At 70.4% G+C, this 18926-nt stretch carries 17 protein-coding genes; 6 read left to right on the forward strand and 11 right to left on the reverse strand.

The features are described from left to right. Nucleotides 1-28 precede the first annotated feature (28 nt). Genes KF910_RS02545 through KF910_RS02555 form a run of 3 tightly spaced genes read right to left on the reverse strand, consistent with a single transcriptional unit; the run spans nucleotide 29 to nucleotide 4453 of the window. Nucleotides 29-1513 carry a Ppx/GppA phosphatase family protein gene (locus KF910_RS02545; RefSeq protein ID WP_292258645.1) on the reverse strand — a complete coding sequence of 495 codons (1485 nt, stop codon included), beginning with the start codon at nucleotides 1511-1513 and terminating at the stop codon, nucleotides 29-31. Beyond that, a complete protein-coding gene (locus KF910_RS02550; RefSeq protein WP_292258646.1) occupies nucleotides 1513-3723 on the reverse strand; it encodes an RNA degradosome polyphosphate kinase in 2211 nt (736 codons plus the stop codon). Before KF910_RS02550 ends, KF910_RS02545 begins: the two co-directional genes overlap by 1 nt. Nucleotides 3724-3775: 52 nt before the next feature. Beyond that, nucleotides 3776-4453 carry a DnaA ATPase domain-containing protein gene (locus tag KF910_RS02555; RefSeq protein WP_292258647.1) on the reverse strand — a complete coding sequence of 226 codons (678 nt, stop codon included), beginning with the start codon at nucleotides 4451-4453 and terminating at the stop codon, nucleotides 3776-3778. Between the two features lie 202 nt (nucleotides 4454-4655). On the opposite strand from KF910_RS02555, the gene aspS reads away from it, so the two are divergent. After that, nucleotides 4656-6437 (forward strand): aspartate--tRNA ligase, encoded by a 1782-nt coding sequence (gene aspS, locus KF910_RS02560; RefSeq protein WP_292258648.1) that lies wholly within the window; start codon nucleotides 4656-4658, stop codon nucleotides 6435-6437. A 32-nt stretch (nucleotides 6438-6469) separates the two neighbouring features. On the opposite strand, the gene KF910_RS02565 is transcribed toward aspS, so the two are convergent. The 3 genes from KF910_RS02565 to KF910_RS02575 form a co-directional block, all read right to left on the reverse strand. Continuing rightward, complete coding sequence (locus KF910_RS02565; protein ID WP_292258649.1) at nucleotides 6470-7399, reverse strand: pentapeptide repeat-containing protein; 930 nt, start codon at nucleotides 7397-7399, stop codon at nucleotides 6470-6472. A gap of 59 nt (nucleotides 7400-7458) precedes the next feature. Beyond that, nucleotides 7459-7953 carry a pentapeptide repeat-containing protein gene (locus KF910_RS02570; protein WP_292258650.1) on the reverse strand — a complete coding sequence of 165 codons (495 nt, stop codon included), beginning with the start codon at nucleotides 7951-7953 and terminating at the stop codon, nucleotides 7459-7461. Between the two features lie 74 nt (nucleotides 7954-8027). Beyond that, nucleotides 8028-10772, reverse strand: coding sequence for a TSCPD domain-containing protein (locus KF910_RS02575; RefSeq protein ID WP_292258651.1), 2745 nt, complete (start codon nucleotides 10770-10772; stop codon nucleotides 8028-8030). A 217-nt stretch (nucleotides 10773-10989) separates the two neighbouring features. On the opposite strand from KF910_RS02575, the gene KF910_RS02580 reads away from it, so the two are divergent. Together KF910_RS02580 and KF910_RS02585 are read left to right on the forward strand one after the other, a co-directional pair. Beyond that, nucleotides 10990-11382, forward strand: coding sequence for an NADH:ubiquinone oxidoreductase subunit NDUFA12 (locus tag KF910_RS02580; protein ID WP_292258652.1), 393 nt, complete (start codon nucleotides 10990-10992; stop codon nucleotides 11380-11382). Beyond that, nucleotides 11379-12077, forward strand: coding sequence for a DUF2155 domain-containing protein (locus KF910_RS02585; RefSeq protein ID WP_292258653.1), 699 nt, complete (start codon nucleotides 11379-11381; stop codon nucleotides 12075-12077). Before KF910_RS02580 ends, KF910_RS02585 begins: the two co-directional genes overlap by 4 nt. On the opposite strand, the gene aat is transcribed toward KF910_RS02585, so the two are convergent. The 4 genes from aat to KF910_RS02605 all read right to left on the reverse strand — a co-directional run bounded on the left by aat (nucleotide 12044) and on the right by KF910_RS02605 (nucleotide 15238). Next, nucleotides 12044-12745, reverse strand: coding sequence for a leucyl/phenylalanyl-tRNA--protein transferase (aat, locus tag KF910_RS02590; protein WP_416354675.1), 702 nt, complete (start codon nucleotides 12743-12745; stop codon nucleotides 12044-12046). The genes KF910_RS02585 and aat overlap by 34 nt on opposite strands. A 135-nt stretch (nucleotides 12746-12880) precedes the next feature. Beyond that, nucleotides 12881-14230: an acetyl-CoA carboxylase biotin carboxylase subunit gene (gene accC, locus KF910_RS02595; RefSeq protein ID WP_292258654.1), complete on the reverse strand. Its 1350-nt coding sequence runs from the start codon at nucleotides 14228-14230 to the stop codon at nucleotides 12881-12883. 5 nt (nucleotides 14231-14235) lie between these two features. Next, nucleotides 14236-14745 carry an acetyl-CoA carboxylase biotin carboxyl carrier protein gene (gene accB, locus KF910_RS02600; RefSeq protein WP_292258655.1) on the reverse strand — a complete coding sequence of 170 codons (510 nt, stop codon included), beginning with the start codon at nucleotides 14743-14745 and terminating at the stop codon, nucleotides 14236-14238. A gap of 40 nt (nucleotides 14746-14785) precedes the next feature. Further along, nucleotides 14786-15238, reverse strand: coding sequence for a type II 3-dehydroquinate dehydratase (locus KF910_RS02605; RefSeq protein WP_292258656.1), 453 nt, complete (start codon nucleotides 15236-15238; stop codon nucleotides 14786-14788). A 101-nt stretch (nucleotides 15239-15339) separates the two neighbouring features. Here KF910_RS02605 and thiS point away from each other — a divergent pair, with 101 nt between their 5' ends. From thiS to KF910_RS02620, 3 genes are all read left to right on the forward strand, one after another. Continuing rightward, a complete protein-coding gene (gene thiS, locus KF910_RS02610) occupies nucleotides 15340-15537 on the forward strand; it encodes a sulfur carrier protein ThiS (RefSeq protein ID WP_292258657.1) in 198 nt (65 codons plus the stop codon). Nucleotides 15538-15580: 43 nt separating this feature from the next. After that, complete coding sequence (locus KF910_RS02615) at nucleotides 15581-16357, forward strand: HisA/HisF-related TIM barrel protein (RefSeq protein ID WP_292258658.1); 777 nt, start codon at nucleotides 15581-15583, stop codon at nucleotides 16355-16357. Between the two features lie 67 nt (nucleotides 16358-16424). Further along, on the forward strand, nucleotides 16425-18128 hold the full coding sequence (locus KF910_RS02620) for a hypothetical protein (RefSeq protein WP_292258659.1): 1704 nt from the start codon (nucleotides 16425-16427) through the stop codon (nucleotides 18126-18128). A gap of 26 nt (nucleotides 18129-18154) precedes the next feature. Here KF910_RS02620 and KF910_RS02625 read toward each other — a convergent pair whose 3' ends face one another. Continuing rightward, nucleotides 18155-18925, reverse strand: a complete 771-nt coding sequence (locus KF910_RS02625; RefSeq protein WP_292258660.1) for a thioredoxin domain-containing protein — start codon at nucleotides 18923-18925, stop codon at nucleotides 18155-18157. Nucleotide 18926 lies beyond the last annotated feature (1 nt).

Consider the following 18926-nt stretch of genomic DNA (forward strand, 5'->3'; position numbering starts at 1 on the left):
TGACCGTGGAGCGGCCGAGGCGGCCTGTCTAGAGGACCAGGGTCAGATCCATGGTCTCGGCCAGGGCCCTGGCCCGGCGCCGGGTCTGTTCGCCCAGCAGAAGGTCAGAATAGTCGGGCGCGGCCGCCAGGCGCAGGGCGCCGCCATCGACCTGCAGACTGGCGTTGGACAGCAGCTCTGGCGACCGCCCCGACAGGTCGCAGCCCAGGCGCATGGCCAGGCCCAGGGCACGGGCGCGGGTCGCGGCGGCGGGCGACAGCAGGCGCGCCATCGTCTGGGGTTCCGGCGTGGCGGAGCCGCCGCCGTAGCGGGCGTTCAGGGCCGTGGCCAGGAAGGCGCGTTCGGAATGGGTCTGGCCCGGCACCGGCGCCCTCAGGACCTGGTCGAAGACCAGTTCGACGCGATGGTCCGGATGAAGGCGGGCGCCCAGGTCGGCCAGGTTACAGGCGGCGTGGGCCAGGACGGCGTCGCGGTCCGGACCGAAGGCGGCAGGCAGGGCGCTCAGGATCGGCGCGATCCAGGCGTCCAGGGCGGCGGGCAGGGCGGGCGAGACCCCCTGACGCAGGCCCAGGGCCGCGCTGCCGGCCAGCAGGGGATCGGCGCCGGCGGTTTCGACGTCCAGGGACTCGAACAGAAGCCCTTCGCGCACGCCCCAGGCCGAGAACTCGATCCGTTTCAGCCCCAGGTGTTCGATCAGCCGGTCCAGGACGACGGCGGCGTGCGGCAGGGTTTCGGCCCGTTTCTTCGACAGGCCCGGGACCTTGTCCAGCGAGCCGGGGGACGCCCGGCCGATCAGACGGGCCAGGTCGCGCGCCTCGTCCGCGCTCATGGCGAACTGGTGGACGATCCGCAGGGGATGGTCGCCGAAGGCCATCCGCACCTGGGCCAGGCTGCGCCAGGCGCCGCCGACGGCGTGAAGGGTCGGGGTGCGGTAGGCGTCGGCGACCCGCGACAGGGCCTTGTCCGCGGCCCCCCTGACGCGCGGGGCGTCGAAACCCTTCTTGCCGGTCAGGGAGAAGGGGCCCAGCGGCAGGGTGACGCCCCGACCGACGCCGCCGTCATCGATGCGGATCAGCTCCAGGCTGGCCCCTCCCATGTCCGCCACGACGCCGCGAGCCGCCGGCGCGCCGGCCAGGACGCCCAGGGCGGCGTAACGGGCCTCGTCCTCGCCCGACAGGATGCGCGGCTGCAGCCCCGTCTCGGCGGCGATGCGGTCGCGGAATTCGGGGCCGTCGGCGGCGTCGCGCACGGCGGCCGTGGCGGCGACGAACAGGGCCTGGGGCTTTACTCCGTCCAGCACGGCGGCGAAGCGGCGCAGCGCCGTCAGGGTCATGGCGCAACCCTCGGGCGACAGGCGGCCGGTCGAGGCCAGATCCCGCCCCAGGCCCGCCAGGACCTTTTCGTTCAGCACCGTCCAGACCGCCCGGCCCTCCAGCCGATACAGGACCATCCGCACCGAGTTGGAGCCGATGTCTATGACCGCGACCTCGCGCGGGGGCTGGGCCGGGGCCATCAGCGACGCTCGTACCGAAGACGGGCGGGCAGGGTCTTCACCTTGCGGCCCCGTCCGGAGAGGCTGGGGTTGGTCATGAAATACTGGTGGGCCGAGAAGGGCCGGTCCGGATCGGCGGGAGCCACGCGCTGATAGGTTCCGTCGGGCTGGAGCGTCCAGGACTGGGCGTCGTCCTTCAGGTTGGCCACCATGATCTGGTCCAGCACCTGGTCGTGAACGGTGGCGTTCAGCACCGGGGTCATCAGCTCCACGCGGCGGTCCAGGTTGCGGGGCATCCAGTCGGCCGAGGCGATATAGAGTTTGGCCTTGTCGTGCGGCAGGTCGTGGCCGTTGGCGAAGCAGACGATGCGGCTGTGTTCCAGGAAGCGGCCGATGATCGACTTGACGCGGATATTCTCCGACAGGCCCGGCACGCCGGGCCTCAGGCAGCAGATGCCGCGCACCACCAGGTCGATGCGAACGCCCCACTGACTGGCGCGGTAGAGGGCGTCGATGATCTCCGGATCGACCAGGGCGTTCATCTTGGCCCAGATGGCGGCCGGCCGGCCCCTGGACGCCGCCTTCATCTCGCGGCTGATCAGGTCGATCAGGGTGGCCTTCATGTTCAGAGGCGAGACGACCAGTTCCTCCAGGTCGTCCGGCGGGGCGTAGCCGGTGATGTAGTTGAACACCCGCGAGGCGTCCCGGCCCAGAACCGGATCGGTCGAGAACAGGCTGAGGTCCGTATAGATGCGGGCCGTCACCGGGTGATAGTTGCCGGTGCCGAAGTGGCAGTAGGTCTTCAGCCCGTCGCCCTCGCGCCGGACGACGACGGACAGTTTGGCGTGGGTCTTGTAGGCGACGAAGCCGAAGACGACGTGGACGCCCGCCCGCTCCATCGCCCGCGCCCAGCGCAGATTGGCCTCCTCGTCGAAGCGGGCCTTGATCTCGATCAGGGCGGTGACGTTCTTGCCGTTCTCGGCCGCCTCGATCAGGGCGGCGACGATGGGGCTGTCCTTGGAGGTGCGATACAACGTCTGTTTGATGGCGATGACGTTCGGGTCGCGGGCGGCCTGGCGCAGGAACTGGACCACCACGTCGAAGCTCTCGAACGGGTGGTGGATCAGCATGTCCTTTTCGCGGATGGCGGCGAAGACATCGCCCGACTGGTCGCGCACCCGTTCGGGGAAGCGCGGCTCGAAAGCGGGGAATTTCAGGTCGGGATGGCCGTCGCGGATCAGTTCGTCCAGCTGGGCCAGGCCCAGCATGCCGTTGACCAGGATGACGTCCTGGGGTGCGGCCTCAAGCTGGTCGATGATGAAGGCGCGCAGGTCGTCCGGCATGGAGGCCTCGATCTTGATGCGCACGACCGAGCCCAGGCGCCGCTGCTTCAGCGCCTCCTCGTATTCCAGCACCAGATCCTCGGCCTCTTCCTCGACCTCGATGTCGCTGTCCCGGATCAGGCGGAACACGCCCTTGTCGAGCACCTCGAAGCCGGGGAACAGGTGGTCGATGAACAGCAGCAGCAGGGTTTCCAGGGTGATGTAGCGCCTGCGCCTCGGCCGTGAACGGCCGTCCCCCGTCAGCCGCCAGAAGCGGCGCACCTGGGTCGGAACCGGCACCAGGGCGTATTGCACCCGTCCGTCCTTGATCCGCCGCAGCCGCAGCGCCAGCGAAAAGCCCAGGTTCGGCAGGAAGGGGAAGGGATGGGCCGGATCGACCGCCAGCGGCGTCAGGACGGCGAACAGCTGGCTGAGGAACTCGGGCTCCAGCCGCTCGCGCTCGGTGCGGCTGACCTTGCCGATGTCGACCACCTCCATGCCGGCGGCGGACAACTCCTTGCGCAATTGGGCCCAGCGGCCCTGCTGCTGGACCATCAGGGCGCCGGCGGCGGCGTTGACCTTCTCCAGCGCCTCGGCGGGGGTCAGGCCATCGGGGGAGACCACCCGCACCCGTTCGCGCACCTGGCCCTTCAGCCCGGCGACGCGGGTCATGTAGAATTCGTCCAGGTTGTTGGCCGAGATCGACAGGAACCGCAGCCGCTCCAGCAGCGGGTGGTCCGGATTTCCGGCCTCCTGAAGCACCCGGGCGTTGAAGGCCAGCCAGGACAGTTCGCGGTTGAAGAACCTCTGGGGCGACTCCATCAGGGCGGGGTCGGCCGTCGACTGGGCCGCGCGCGAGGAGGGAACTTCCTCGCCGGTGGTGGCGTCCGTGATGGCGGCGTCGCTCATGCGTCGGTTCTGGCGCGGTCGTGTGACAGTCGCAAGCGCGAAGGCGTGGCTGTCAGGCCTGCGTGTCGCGGTCGGCGGCGTCCAGCACCAGCCGCGCCGTGGCGCGGGTGACGGGGCGGGGGTCGGCGTCCAGCCGTTCGACGACCTGGGCCGCCGCCTGGGCCGAACGGTCGATGCGCCGCACCAGATAGGCGATCAGGTCGTCGGTCGGGCTGATGCTGCGTTCGGCGAAGCGGGCGCGCAGGATGGCCGACAGGATGGCGTCGTCCGGTTCGGAAATCGCCACGGCCGGGGTGGCGTCCAGCCTGGAGCGGAGATCGGGCAGGACGTGCGGCCAGAGATTCGGCGCGACCCCGGAGGCCAGCAGAAGGGCGCCGCCCGGCGCCCGCGCCAGGTTGAACAGGTGGAACAGGCTCTCGTCGTCCGCCTGGTCCGCATCATCCAGGAGGACGGGGCGGCCCTCCAGTTCCAGCGGGTCGATCAGGGCCGCCTCGACCCCGTCCAGGGCCACCGCCCCGGTCCGTTCGGCCCACAGCCGGGCCAGGTGGCTCTTGCCGCATCCGGCCGGGCCGTGCAGGGCCAGGACGGGGGTGAAGCCGTCGGGCCAGGCCGCCAGGCGCGTGACGGCGGCGCGATTGCTGTCGCTGACGACCAGATCCTCGGCCCGCGCGGGGCGGTCGGCCTGGAGCGGCAGGCGCATCTGCGGCGGCGGAACGGTTCGCGCGGACATAGTGAACGCCATATCATCCCCGACGCCGACGGCGAGCGAGCTTCCATCCACTTCGGTGGACAAGGCGCGGCAACTGTTCAAAACCCGATTGCGCGTGCGGACCGGCCAGGGCCCGTCAGCCTTGACTTTCCGGGGCGATGATGCGCCCTTCCGCCCCTCTCAATTCCCGCCGTTTTCCGCGGCCGTTCCAGACGACATCATCATGCACGCCTATCGCTCCCATACCTGCGGCGCCCTTCGTTCGAGCGACGCCGGATCGAATGTCCGGCTTTCGGGCTGGGTGCACCGCAAGCGGGACCATGGCGGCCTGCTGTTCATCGACCTGCGCGACCATTACGGCCTGACCCAACTGGTGCTGCACCCGGAAACGCCGGGATTCGCGGTGGTCGAGCGCCTGCGCGCCGAAAGCGTGATCCGCATCGACGGCGAGGTGGTCCTGCGTGAAGGCGCCACCGTCAACGCCAACCTGCCGACCGGCGAGGTCGAGGTTCGGGTCCAGGCGGTCGAGGTTCTGTCGGAAGCCGCCGAACTGCCGCTGCCGGTGTTCGGAGAGCCGGAGTATCCCGAGGACATCCGCCTGAAGCACCGCTATCTGGACCTGCGGCGCGAGACCCTGCACCGGAACATCGTGCTGCGCTCGCGGGTGATCGATTCGATCCGCAAGCGCATGGTGGCCCAGGGCTTCCTGGAATATCAGACGCCGATCCTGACGGCCTCCAGCCCCGAGGGCGCGCGCGACTTCCTGGTGCCGTCGCGCCTGCATCCGGGCAAATTCTATGCGCTGCCGCAGGCGCCGCAGCAGTTCAAGCAACTGCTGATGGTCTCGGGCTTCGACCGCTATTTCCAGATCGCCCCCTGTTTCCGCGACGAGGACCTGCGCGCCGACCGGTCGCTGGAATTCTATCAGCTCGACGTCGAGATGAGCTTCGTCACGCAAGAGGATGTTTTTGCGGCGATTGAGCCGGTGATGCATGGGGTGTTCGAGGAGTTCGCCGACGGCAAGGCGGTCGACGCCTATCCCTTCGTGCGCATCCCCTACCGCGAGGCGATCCGCAAATACGGCACCGACAAGCCGGACCTGCGCAACCCCATCGAGATGCAGGACGTCAGCGATCATTTCCGCGACGGCGGCTTCGGCCTGTTCAACAAGATCCTGGCGGCCGACGCCAAGAACGCGGTCTGGGCCATTCCGGGGCCGAAGGGCGGATCGCGCGCCTTCTGCGACCGGATGAACAGCTGGGCCCAGGGCGAGGGCCAGCCGGGCCTGGGCTATATCTTCTGGTCGGACGACCAGGGCGGGTGGGGCGGCCCCATCGCCAAGAACCTGGGCGCCGACGCGACCGACGTCCTGATGAAGGCGGTCGGCATGGGCCAGGGCGACGCCTGTTTCTTCGCCGCCGGCGACCCGGCCGTGTTCCACAAATTCGCGGGCAATGCGCGGACCAAGCTGGGCCAGGACCTGAACCTGATCGGCGACGACGCCTTCCGCTTCTGCTGGATCGTCGACTTCCCGATGTTCGAGTGGAACGAGGACGAGAAGAAGGTCGATTTCAGCCACAACCCCTTCTCCATGCCCCAGGGCGAGATGGAGGCCCTGACCACCAAGGACCCGCTGGACGTCCTGGCCTATCAGTATGACATCGTCTGCAACGGCTATGAGCTGTGCTCGGGCGCGATCCGGAACCACAAGGCCGAGATCATGCTGAAGGCCTTCGAGATCGCCGGCTATGGCGCCGAGGTGGTCGAGAGCCAGTTCGGCGGCATGCTGAACGCCTTCCGCTATGGCGCGCCGCCGCACGGGGGCCTGGCGCCGGGCATCGACCGCATCGTCATGCTGCTGGCCAACCAGACGGCGATCCGCGAGGTCATCGCCTTCCCGCTGAACCAGCAGGGCGAGGACCTGCTGATGAACGCTCCGACCGAGGCGGGCGAGCGGCAGCTGAAGGATGTCCATATCCGCACGGCCCTGCCCCTGAAGGGCTGAGGCCGACGGGTCTCGTCAGGCCGGCCGAGGCGTCAGCGTCCGCGGTCGGACAGGACCAGGGTGCGGGGCGGGGCGGGCGGCGCCGGCGGGGCCGGACGCGCCGGGGCGATGATCTGCAGCCGGTGGCCCGAGCAGGACCGCGCCACCAGGCCGTTGGGCAGGCGAGTCGAGCTGTCGCCGCAGGCGTCGTTGACCTGACTCTGGGTCAGGCCGCGGGCGCCGCTGAGATCGGCGCGGCGGATATCGGTCCGCTCCATCGAGGCGTCAGAGAAGTCGGCGCGGTTGAAGACGCCGCCGGCCAGCCGGGCGCTGTCCAGGGTGGCGTCACGGAACCGGGCGCGGGTGAAATCCCCCGAGGTCAGGTTGGCGGCGCTGAGATCCGAATCGCTGAAATTCGCGCCGACCGCCGTGACATTGGTCAGGGTGGCGCCGAACAGTTCGCTGTCGCTCAGGTCCGCGCGGCTGATGTCCGCACCCCGCAGATTGACCCCGCCCAGTTCGGCGTCCGACAGGTCGGCCTCGATCAGGCGCGCCCCGACGAAGGATGCGCCCTGGGCCTCGGCGCCGCGCAGGTCGGCGCGATTGAACACCGCCCCGGCGAAATTGGCGCCGACCACGGTGACGCCGCGCAGGTCGGCGCGGGTGAAGTCGCTGCCCGAGAAGTTGGAGGCCACCAGTTCGGCGCCGCGCAGATTGGCGCCCACCAGGGTGGCGTTGACGAAGGTGGCGCCGGTGAAGGTGGCGCCGTTCAGATTGCGGCCCGACAGTTCACAGCGGTTGCACGAGCCGCCCAGGGCCACAACCCGCGCCACGTCGCGTTCCTGGAACTGGATCTCGGGCAGGCCCCACGGCCGCTCCAGGGCCTGGGCGGCGGCCGGGACGGAAACCAGGCCCAGCACGACGGCCAGCGCGGCCAGGGGCCGGCTGCACGAACGGTCGGGATTGGGGGACAGGATGCTCACGTCGCCCTGAATGCGCCGGTCGGTCTGCAAAAACCACTTAAATTGCCGTAACCCATGCGTCAGCAATGGGGGATGCGCAGCCCCGGGGGCAGGGTGGTGGCCTCGTCGCCGCAGGCGGCGTTCAGCCGGGCCTGGCTCAGCCCGGTCGCCCCCACCAGCTGGGCCCCGGAGAAGTTGACGCCCGTCAGGTTGGCGCCGGCGAAGGACGATCCCTGCAGATAGGCGCCCACGAAACTGGCGTTGGTCAGGTCGGCGCCCGAGAAGTCGGAACTGGAGAAGACGCCGCCATAGGCCTCGACATCGCGCAGGTCGGCGTTGGTGAAACGGGTGCGGTTCATGACGCTGAGGCTCAGGTCCGCCTGGCGCAGGCGGGCGCGGCCCAGGTTCAGCCCCCGCGCCTCGAGGCCGGAAAAATCGCCCTGGAACAGGTTGCAGCCGGGACAGGAGGCCCCGCGGCGCACCTGGGCGATCTGGCCGGCGTTCTGAGACAGGGCCGGCCCTGCGGCCGCGGCGACGAGGGCGACGGCGGCCAGGATTGAGGACAGGGTGCGCATCTGTGGGGCTCCGCGCGGACCAGAAGGACGCCAGCCTAGGCGCAAAGCCGTTAACCGAGCCCTGCGACGGCGTTTCAGCCCTGGGCGCCCTCGGGCATGGCCGGGGCCGCCCCGCAGGTGTCGCAGATCCAGTCGCCGCCGCGCTGCTGCAAGGCGAAGTCGCCGCAGGCGGGGCAGGCGACGGCTTCGGTGGGTTCGGCCGGCGGCGGCGAGGCGTCGGACCGCTTTCCAAAGGGCAGGACGACCAGATTGTCGGGCGCCGCGCCGCGGGCGAACCCCTTGGAGATGAAGCGCGCCGCCGGCACGGTCTCGACCTCGGGGCCTTCGCCCTCCAGAGCGCCCATGCCCTTGGCGGCCAGAGGGTCGGGATCGGCGTTGGCCAGTTCCTGCCGATCCAGGTAGCTGACCCCCAGCTCGCGGAAGATGTAGTCCAGGATCGAGGTGGCCGAACGGATGGAATCGTTGCCGGTGACCCGGCCGGCGGGCTCGAACCGGGTGAAGACGAAGGCGTCGACGAACTCGTCCAGCGGCACCCCGTATTGCAGGCCGATGCTGATGGCGATGGCGAAATTGTTCATCAGCGACCGGAAGGCGGCGCCTTCCTTGTGCATGTCGATGAAGATCTCGCCCAGTTCGCCATCGTCGTATTCGCCAGTGTGGATATAGACCTTGTGGCCGCCCACGGCCGCCTTCTGGATATAGCCCTTGCGGCGGTCTGGCAGTTTGCGGCGGGTGCGGTCGCGCTCGATGATCCGGGGCGCCGTGGCGGCCGGGGCGGGCGGCGTCGCCTGGAGGGGACGGGCCGCCGGCTCTTCAACGCGCAACAGGTCGGGCAGGAGACCCGCAGGGGGCGTCGCCCGGTGCAGGGTCGCGGCGCGGGCGCCGTCCCGTGCGGCCTGGCCCAGGCTGCGCGCCGCCTGGGCCGCCGTGGCGCGCCAGTCGAGGGAAATGGACGCCGGCGCCGGCAGGTCGCTGAAGGGCTCGGCGGCCGCGCGGGTCAGGGCCTCGATCCCGCTCAGATCGGCGAGGACGGCCTTCAGGGCCTCGGGCGCGTCGGGCCAGTCCTCCAGCCCGTCGTGGCCGAAGGCGTGGGCGGAGGCCTGGGCGATCCGGGCGTCCGAAAGGCCAAGGCGCGTCAGCAGCGACGCTGGGTCCCCTGGGTCCAGCCCCAGGACATCGCGGATGAAACCGGGGTCGAGGACCGGCGGCGCGAAGGCCTGGTCCAGGCTCTGGACCTGATCCAGAGCCCGCTCGACCGCCTCCAGCTCGATGTCGGTGAAGCCCAGGCCGCGCAGGACGCCGTGATCCAGGCCCGGCGCCTCGGCCAGGGTGCGTCGCCCCAACACCCAGCGTTCGGCCGAAACGAGATCGCCGTCGTGGGCCCGGATCGCGCGGGCGACATCCGGGTCGAGGCGAGGCGCGATCTCGCCGTCCTCGGTCTGCCAGGCGTCGCGGGCGGCCAAGGGACCACGGCCCAGGCGCAGACGGGCTTCCGCGTCATCGACGAACAGGCCGATGGCGCCGTGGCGGGCCGCCCTGGTCTTCGCCGCCAGCAGGGACGCGGCGCGGTCGGCGAGGGGATCCGCGAGAGCTTTGGCCGCCTCGGCCCGCTGAACGGCGCGGTCGGACAGTCCGGCGGGCTCGGCCTCGGTCGCGGGGCGGATCGCCTGGGCCAGATCGGCCGATGCGGCGCGCGCGGCGCCGGCGACCAGTGCGGCCAGGGCGGCGGCGCGGGCGGGGGCCGTCTCGCCCAGGGGCAGGCATAGCCGGTCCAGGCCGCCGAGACCCAGGGCGATGGGGCGGACGGCCTCCCTGCGTCGCGCCGCCGCGCCGTCGGAGGCGAAGTCGCAGGAAAGGCTGATATCCAGGACCACGACCCACAGCCGAACCAGGGCTTCCAGCGCCGGGCCCAGGTCGTCACCCGCCAGGGCCGCCAGACGCGGCAGGTCCAGCAGAGCCCGCGCCGCCAGGGGGGCGTCGGCCAGGGTCTCCGCATCGGCGGGATCGAAGGCGACGAGGGTCTGGGCGCCCAGGGCCGCCGTCGCGGCCATCGCCGCCTGGGGCGCGCCCGAGGCGATCAGTTCGCGGTCGGCCAGAAGGACCAGGGGATCGAAGCTGGGCTGAGGCTGGGGCGAGGCGGTCGGAACCTCTCCGGCCAGGGCGCGCAGGATGTCCGCCTCGGCGGCCCCGCAGCGACGCGCCTGGTCGACGGCGCGGGCGGCGGCGGGATTGCGGGCCGGGTCGGCGCAGTCGGTCATGGGGCCCTCGCAGCGGGCGACCGATTGGGCCACGGCGTCCAGCGCGCGAACCACGGCCCCCACGGCGCCGTCGGCGAGCCGCGCCGCCTGACGATCGGCCAGGGCCCGGTCGATGTCGCGCTGGGCCGCCGGGTCGCCCAGGTCGATCAGGCGTGGGGGCGGAGCGGGCAGGGCGGGGTCGTCGGCGATGGGGTGGACCCGCGCGCCGTCGGCGGGGCCGGCGACGGGGGCGGCCAGGCCCAGCAGGACCGAAGCCTCCAGTTCCGCCCGAAAGGTCTCGGCCTCGCGGCCGTCCAGCATGCCGATGACCCGACCCCAGGCGGCCAGCCGCGCGGCCCAGCGGCCGACGCCGCCGCCCAGAACCTGTTCGGACAGCGGCGGGGGCGCGCCCAGGGCGGGCCAGTCGCGCGGCTGGGCGTCGCCCCAGTCCAGCCAGGCCTCGACCTGGACGTCGCTCCATCCCGCGGGGGCGGTCACGGTCTCGACGCCGCCCGACCGCTCGAGGCGCCGAGGCTCCATCGGCGTCTGGGGCAGGTTGGAGAAACGGGGCGAGAAGCGCATCGGCCGGTCCGGACCTCCCTGTGGCGTCGGCGTGCGCCGAGCCTAGGACGTCCGTGGCCTTCAGACCAATAGATGTAGCGGGGTGAGGCCCAGTTACCCCCAAGATATTGGAGATACGCGTTGCGCCAGAATGCTGGACGCGAAGGCGCGCGGTTTCTATGATCCGGATGCGTCGCGCGTCTGTCGCGCGGCGGGCTTTCGCGTGGGTGTCCCGGACGTGCTGAAAAAGATCTTCTCCTGGTGGAACGGCGCGACGATCGGCGCCCTGTTCACCATCGCCAAGCGGGGCGTCCTGGTCGGGACCGACGATTTCGGCAACCGCTATTACCAGTCGCGCGACAACGTCAGCTATGACGGCCGCCGCCGTCGCTGGGTCATCTACAATGGCTATGCCGAGGCGTCGAAGGTGCCGGCCGAATGGTTCGGCTGGCTGCACTACACCCTGGACGAGCCGCCGACCGAGGCGCCGCTGCCGCGCCGGGCATGGGAGACGGATCACCGGCCGAACCTGACTGGCACCCCGATGGCCTGGCGGCCGCAGGGTTCGCTGGCGGCCGAGGCGCGCCGTCCGGCGGCGACCGGCGACTATCAGGCCTGGACGCCGGAATGAGGCGCCAGCGGGCCCTGTTCGTCGGCGCGGGCCTGGCCGTCATCCTGGCGGCGGGCGCCGTGGGCGCGGGCGCCCTGATGGACCTGCCGCAGGACGCCGTCCCCACCTCGCCGGACCCTATCGGCGACATCCTGAAGAACACGCCCCAGACGCCGCCTCCGCAGGCGGTCCAGCCTCAGGCGACCAGCCCGGCGGTCCGGCCTCCGGTCGAAACCGCCCCGGCCGCCGAACCGGCGCCGTCGCGTCCGGTGGTGGCGACGCCGGTCGATCCTGTCGTCGTCGCCCAGGTCGAGGAAAAGGCCGCCGCCGTCGCCGATGACGCCCAGGCCGAGGAGAAGGCCGCGCCCGCGCCGGATGGCCCGCCGGCTCGCCGCCAGAGGCGGCCCGTGGCGGTGATCCAGGCCATCGACAAGATCACGGCCGAGACCATGCAGTTCGAGGTCCAGGTCGGCGGCCGCCCCGTGCGGTTCAACAAGGCCCTGATCTTCAGCGTCCGCGCCTGCGAGGTTTCGGCGCCGGACGAACAGACCGAGGACGCCATCGCCTATGTCGATGTCGCGCTTCAGCCGCGCGGCGCCGCCGCCGGGACCGAGCCGCGCCAGATCTTCCGGGGCTGGATGTTCGCCTCTTCGCCCAGCGTGAACGGGCTGCAGCACCCGATCTATGACGCCTGGGTGGTCGGCTGTAAGGGCTGAAGCGCGGCCGTGACGGCCTGATCTCCGCTCAGGGGCGCGGCCAGAAGCGTCTTGTCCGGGGTGACCCGCAGCGCGGCCTTCAGCAGGCGCAGATAGGCCGATTGCGGTGTCTCGACCGCGCCGAACCCTTTCAGGTGCTCGGTCATGAACTGGGCGTCCAGCAGGGTCCAGCCCCCCAGACGCAGGCGCGCCGCCAGATGCACCAGGGCGACCTTGGACGCGTCGCGTTCGCGGCTGAACATGCTCTCGCCGAAGAAGGCGCCGCCCAGGGTGACGCCATACAGCCCCCCGACCAGCCGCTCGTCCCGCCAGCATTCGATGGAATGGGCGAAACCGCGGGCGTGGAGTTGGGAATAGAGGGCGCGGATCGGGGCGTTGATCCAGGTGTCCTCACGACCCGCCGCCGACTGGGCGCAGCCGGCCACCACGGCGTCGAAGGCCGTGTCCATGCGGATGTCGAACGGATCGCCCCGCACCGTGCGGCGCAGGCGGGCGGGGATGTGGAACCGGTCCAGGGGCAGGACGCCCCGGTCGTCCGGCTCGACGAGGAAGACACGCGGATCGTCGCGCGCCTCGCCCATCGGAAAGACGCCCGAGGCGTAGCAGGCCAGAAGATCGTCGGCGTCGAAGCCTTCGATGGAAGCGGCGCTGAAATCGGGATCGGTCACGGAAATCCTCCCCCATCGGGGGAGGGGGACCGCGTAGCGGTGGAGGGGGCTGACCACTGAAGCCGGAGTTTGGGGCTGGCCCCCTCCACCATGCTGCGCATGGTCCCCCTCCCCCGATGGGGGAGGATCATCGCTTCACTCGGCCTTCTGGCGCTTGGACCATTTCTCCAGCCAGTGGATGTCATAGTCGCCCGACAGGATGTCCGGCTCCTGCAGCAGCTTCTGGAACAGGGGGATGGTGGTGTCGACGCCGCCCACGACCATCTCGTTCAGGCTGCGGCGCAGGCGGGCGACGCATTCCTCGCGGTCGCGGCCGTGGACGATCAGCTTGCCGATCAGGCTGTCGTAGAAGGGCGGGATCGAATAGCCGGCGTAGATGGCGCTATCCAGCCGCACGCCCAGGCCGCCGGGGGCGTGGAAGTCGGTGACCGTGCCGGGTGAGGGGGTGAAGGTCTCGGAATTCTCGGCGTTCACGCGCACCTCGATGGCGTGACCGTCGAAATGGATGTCGTCCTGGGTGAAGGATAGGGGCAGGCCGGCGGCGACGCGGATCTGCTCGCGCACCAGATCGACGCCGGTGATGGCCTCGGTGACCGGATGTTCGACCTGCAGGCGGGTGTTCATCTCGATGAAGAAGAACTCGCCGTCCTCCCACAGGAATTCGATGGTGCCGACACCCAGGTAGCCGATGGCGGCGATAGCCTTGTTGACCGTCTCGCCGATCTTCTTCCTGCCTTCAGCGGAAAGCGCGGGAGAGGGGGCTTCTTCCAGAACCTTCTGGTGGCGGCGTTGCAGGGAGCAGTCGCGTTCGCCCAGGTGGACGACATTGCCGTGGCTGTCGGCGATGACCTGGATCTCGATGTGGCGCGGCTTCTGGAGGTAGCGCTCCATATAGACGGCGCCGTTGCCGAAGGCGGCCTTGGCCTCGGACTGGGCGGTCTGGACGGCCTCGACCAGGTCGTCGGGGGTCATGGCCACCTTCATGCCGCGCCCGCCGCCGCCGGCCGCCGCCTTGACGATCAGGGGGAAGCCGATGGTCTTGGAGGCTTCGATGGCCGCCTCGACCGTCTCGACCTCGCCGTCAGAGCCGGGGACGACGGGGATGCCCGCCTCCATCACCGTCTTCTTGGCGGTGATCTTGTCGCCCATGACGCGGATATGCTCGGCCGTTGGGCCGATGAAGGTCATGCCGTGGGCGGCCACGATCTCGGCGAAGCGGGCGTTTTCCGACAGGAAGCCGTAGCCGGGGTGGATGGCCTGGGCCCCTGTGATCTCGGCCGCCGCGATGATCGAGGGGATGTTCAGATAGGACTTGGCCGCCGGGGCCGGGCCGATGCAGACGCTCTCGTCGGCCAGGCGCACCCACATGGCGCCGCGGTCGGCCTCGGAATGCACGGCGACGGTGGAGATGCCCATCTCCTTGCAGGCGCGATGGACCCGCAGGGCGATCTCGCCGCGGTTGGCGATCAGGACCTTGGTGAACATGGCGATCAGGCTTCCAGGACGACCAGGGCCTCGCCGAACTCGACGGGCTGGGCGTCGCCGACCAGGACCTCGGCCACCACGCCGTCGCGCGGTGACTGGATCGGGTTCATGGTCTTCATGGCCTCGACGATCAGCAGGGTCTGACCCTTCTTGACCTTGTCGCCGACCTTGATGAAGGGCGGGGCCTCGGGCGAGGGCTGCAGATAGGCGGTGCCGACCATCGGCGACTTCACCTCTTCGCCCGAGCGGGCGACGATGGTGGCGGGATCCGACGGCATGGCCGCCGGCGCGGCCACGGGCGCAGCGGCCGGAGCGGGCGCGGCCATCGGGGCGGCGGCGTACTGGACCGGCGCCGGGGCGGCGAACAGTTCGCGGGCGACGCGGATTCGCAGTTCGTCGCGCTCGACCTCGATCTCGGTCAGGTCGGTTTCCTTGAGGATTTCCGCCAGCTGCCGGACCAGGCCGGTGTCGATCTCGTGCGAGGGTTCGTTCTTGATCTTCTTGTCGTCGGCCATGGGACCTTGAGCCTCGTTTCTTCTATGGGATCGAACGGCGTCAGGCCGCCGCCCGTTCCTGAGCCAGTTTCAGAGCAGACCGGACGGCGGCTGCATAGCCCTCGGCGCCCTGGCCCGTGATGATGTCGTCGGCCGCCAGGGACACATAGGAGTGATGGCGGAAGGCCTCGCGGGTCGCCGGATCGGACAGATGGCATTCCACGACGGGAATGGTCAGCGTCTTCAGGGCGTCGAGCAGGGCGATGGAGGTGTGACCGTAGGCCGCCGGATTGATGACCAGGGCCAGGGCCCGGGTGCGGGCCTCCTGGACCCAGTCGACCAGAACGCCTTCGTGGTTGGACTGGCGGAAATCGACCGGAACGTCGCCGGCGGCGGCCTCGCAAAGGCCGCGAACATCGTCCAGGGTCTGCGATCCGTAGATTTCCGGCTCACGCACCCCCAGAAGGTTGAGGTTCGGGCCGTTCAGGACGTACAGGGCGAGGGCTTCGGGCATTCGCTCGGGAAGATGACATCCGGCCGCGCGGATTCGGACCGGCCTTTTAGCTTAGGCGTCGCGGTAATCAAACCATGCGCCGGAAAGAGTGACGTAGCGTCATGCGCATCCAGGTCAACGGCGAACCGCACGAAACCCAGGCCGAAACCGTCCTGGCCCTGGTCCAGGAACTGGGGCTGGACGTTCGCAAGGTGGCGGTCGAACGCAATCTGGAGATCGTGCCCAAGAGCCTGCACGGCGCCACCCCGGTGGCCGAGGGCGACCGGATAGAGGTGGTTCAATTCGTCGGCGGAGGCTGAGCCGGGCCTTTCTAAGCCGCTCGACACTGCCTAAGTCCGGCGCATGAGCAGCACCGACACCTGGACCGTCGCCGGTCGCACCTTCTCCTCGCGCCTGATCGTCGGCACCGGCAAATACGCCGACTACGCCCAGAATGCCGCGGCGGCCGAGGCGGCGGGGGCCGAGATCGTGACCGTGGCCCTGCGCCGGGTGAATCTGAGCGATCCAAGCCAGCCGATGCTGGTGGACCATGTGCGGCCAGACCGGTTCACCTTCCTGCCCAACACCGCCGGGTGTTTCACGGGCGAGGACGCGGTGCGGACCCTGCGGCTGGCGCGTGAGGCGGGGGGATGGGGCCTGGTCAAGCTGGAGGTGCTGTCGAACACGGCGCACCTGTATCCCGACATGGTCGAGACGCTGCGGGCGCTGGACCTGCTGGTGAAAGAGGGCTTCGACGTCATGGTCTACTGCACCGACGACGTGGTCATGGCCAAGCGGCTGGAAGAGGCGGGCGCCGCGGCCATCATGCCGGCGGCCAGCCCGATCGGCTCGGGCCTGGGCATCCAGAACCGGGTCAATATCCGGCTGATCGTGGAACAGGCCAAGGTTCCCGTGCTGGTGGATGCCGGGGTCGGGACGGCTTCGGACGCGGCCATCGCCATGGAACTGGGCTGCGACGCGGTGATCGCCAACACCGCCATCGCGGCGGCCAAGGACCCCATCGGCATGGCGCGGGCCATGAAGCACGCGGTCATCGCCGGACGCGAGGCCTATCTGGCGGGCCGGATGCCCAAACGGATGTACGCCAGCGCCTCGTCGCCGCTGAACGGCCTGATCTGAACCGGCGAATTGCGGCTTGGCCTCGGCGGCGCGACGCGCGATGGTGCGGGCGGGAGGCTTCATCATCATGCGCAAGACCCTGCTGACGCTGGGCGTTCTGACCTTCGGCATGGCCGCGCCGGCGGCGGTGGCCGACGCCACGCTGGACGCCGCGACCCTGGCCCTGCTGCAGAACCCGCCGATCTGCGGGGAGGCGGGATCGGCCGACAGCGCCGATCCGGCGGCTTCCATGGTCATGGTCGACGGCTTCGGGACCGGGGGCTTCGCCGTCGATACGGCCAACCCCGAGGCCCAGGCCTGGTTCAACCATGCGGTCAAGCTGCGCTGGGCCTTCGAGCATTCGGAATCGGTGCGCGCCTTCCGCAAGGCCCAGTTGCTGGATCCGGCCTGCGCCATGTGCGTCTGGGGCGAGGCCTGGGCCATCGGCCCCAACCTGAACGGCGGGGGCAATGACGACGCCTCCCTGGCCGTGGCCCTGAAACAGGCGCGCAAGGCCCGCAAGATGGCGCGCCACGTCTCGCCGATGCAGCGGCAGATGATCGACGCCCTGGTCCAGCGCTATTCCGGCCGGACCGAGACGCGCGCGAGCCGCTTCGCCCGCGCCATGGACCGCATCGCCGTGGCCCATCCCAACGACGTCACCGTGGCGGCGATCACGGCCGACGCCTGGATGCTGAAGGCCGACGACTGGTGGACGCCGGAGGGGGAGGCGGCCGATGCGGGCATCACCCGGGCCATGGGCCTGCTGGAGCACGCCCTGGCGGTCAATGCCGACGATCCGGGCGCCATCCACCTGTATATCCATCTGACCGAATGGTCGGACGACCCGCACAAGGCCATCCCCTATGGCGAGCGGCTGGCCGCCCTGGCGCCGGGGGCCAGCCACCTGGTGCACATGCCGTCGCACACCTTCTATCGCGTCGGGCGATACAAGGACGCCATGATGTCCAACGTCAACGCCGTGGCGCTGGACCGCCGCTATGACCAGTTGGCGCGGCCGCCGGGCGGGGTGCCGGGCATGCCCCTGCATGGGCACAACATCCATTTCGGCATGGGCGGCGCCCTGATGGCCGGAGGGGGCGAGGAGGGGCTGAAGCTGGCCGAATGGTTCCTGGCCACCTATCCCGACATTCCGGCCCAGAACGTCTGGCGCCAGGCCATGGCGCACAACGCCTACGCCAACTACGGCCGGTTCGCCGACCAAGCCGCCATCGACGCCCTGGCCGAGCCGGACGCGAGCCGGCCGATGCTGCGGATCAGCTGGCGCTATGCGCGGGGCGAGGCGGCGGCGCGGCGCGGCGACGCCCTGGCCGTCAGGGCCGAGGCCGAGGCCATCAGGACCCTGCGCGAGGCCATGACGGCGGCGCCCGGCCGGATGGGCAAGCTGCAGGCCGAGTTCACCGAGGTGTCCCAGCGGGTGCTGGAAGGTCGGGCCGCCATGATCGAGGGCAATGCCGCCGCCGCCGTCGCCGCCTTCACCCGCGCGGCCCAGCTGCAGGCCGGGGATGACGGCCATGAGGGCGGCGACCCGCCCGCCATCTGGTATCCGACCCGCCGCAGCCTGGCGGCCGCCATGCTGGTGGGCGGCGATGCGGAGGGGGCGCGGGCCAAGATTCTGGAACTGCTGGAAGACTGGCCCAGCGATCCTTACAGCCTGTTCGTCCTGGCCGAGGCCGAAACCGCCCTGGGCCATGCCGAGGCGGCCGAAGAGGCGCGTCGTCGCGCCCGCGTCGAATGGGTCGGCGGAGACATGGCCCTGACCCTGGCCTGACCCTGGCCTGATCCTGGCCTGATCCGTCAGGCGGCGGGCGCCGCCGTGCGGTGCGGCGTTTCGGCCGGGGCGGACTTGGCGGCGACGATCATCCGCTCGACCTCGGCCGGTTCGATGGTCGTGGTGGTGCGGCCGTTGATGAAGAAGGTCGGGGTGCCGACCAGGCCCAGGGTCGCCGCGGTGGTGTGGATGTCGGCCAGGTGACGGCTGGTCTCGGGCGCGTCGATGACGGCGTGGGCCTGGGCCGGATCGACGCCGTTGGCGGCCAGGATGCGGGCGATCGCGGCCTCGTCCAGGGCCGGCTCGCGCAGCATGGCCTCATAGACGGCGAGGTATCGGCCCTGTTTGTGCGCCGCCAGGGCCGCCCGCGCGGCCAGTTGCGACGTCGCCGCCTGGCCCGGACGGTCCAGGATCGGCCAGTCCTTGAACACGAACCGCACCTCCGGATGGGCCCGCATCAGGCGCAGGAAGTCGGGCGTCACCGCCTTGCATCCCGGACAGCGGAAGTCGAAGAATTCGATCACCGTCACCTTGGCGTCGGCGGGGCCGAAACTGGGGTCGCGCGGGTCGGGCGCCAGCAGGCCCGGATTGGCCGCCGCATTGGCGTTGATCGTCTCGACCCGGTTGGAATCCTCGCGCGCCTGACGGGCCTGGACCATCTCGTCCAGCAGTTCCGGATGGGACAGGAGATAGCCTCTGACCCGTCCGTCCATCCCGCCCAGCCAGGATGCGGCCGACAGGCCCAGGGCGACGACGGCGACGGCCAGGGCCGCCAGTCCGACGCGGCGATCGGTCATC

It is taken from the genome of Brevundimonas sp. (assembly GCF_019636155.1).
GTDB lineage: Bacteria > Pseudomonadota > Alphaproteobacteria > Caulobacterales > Caulobacteraceae > Brevundimonas.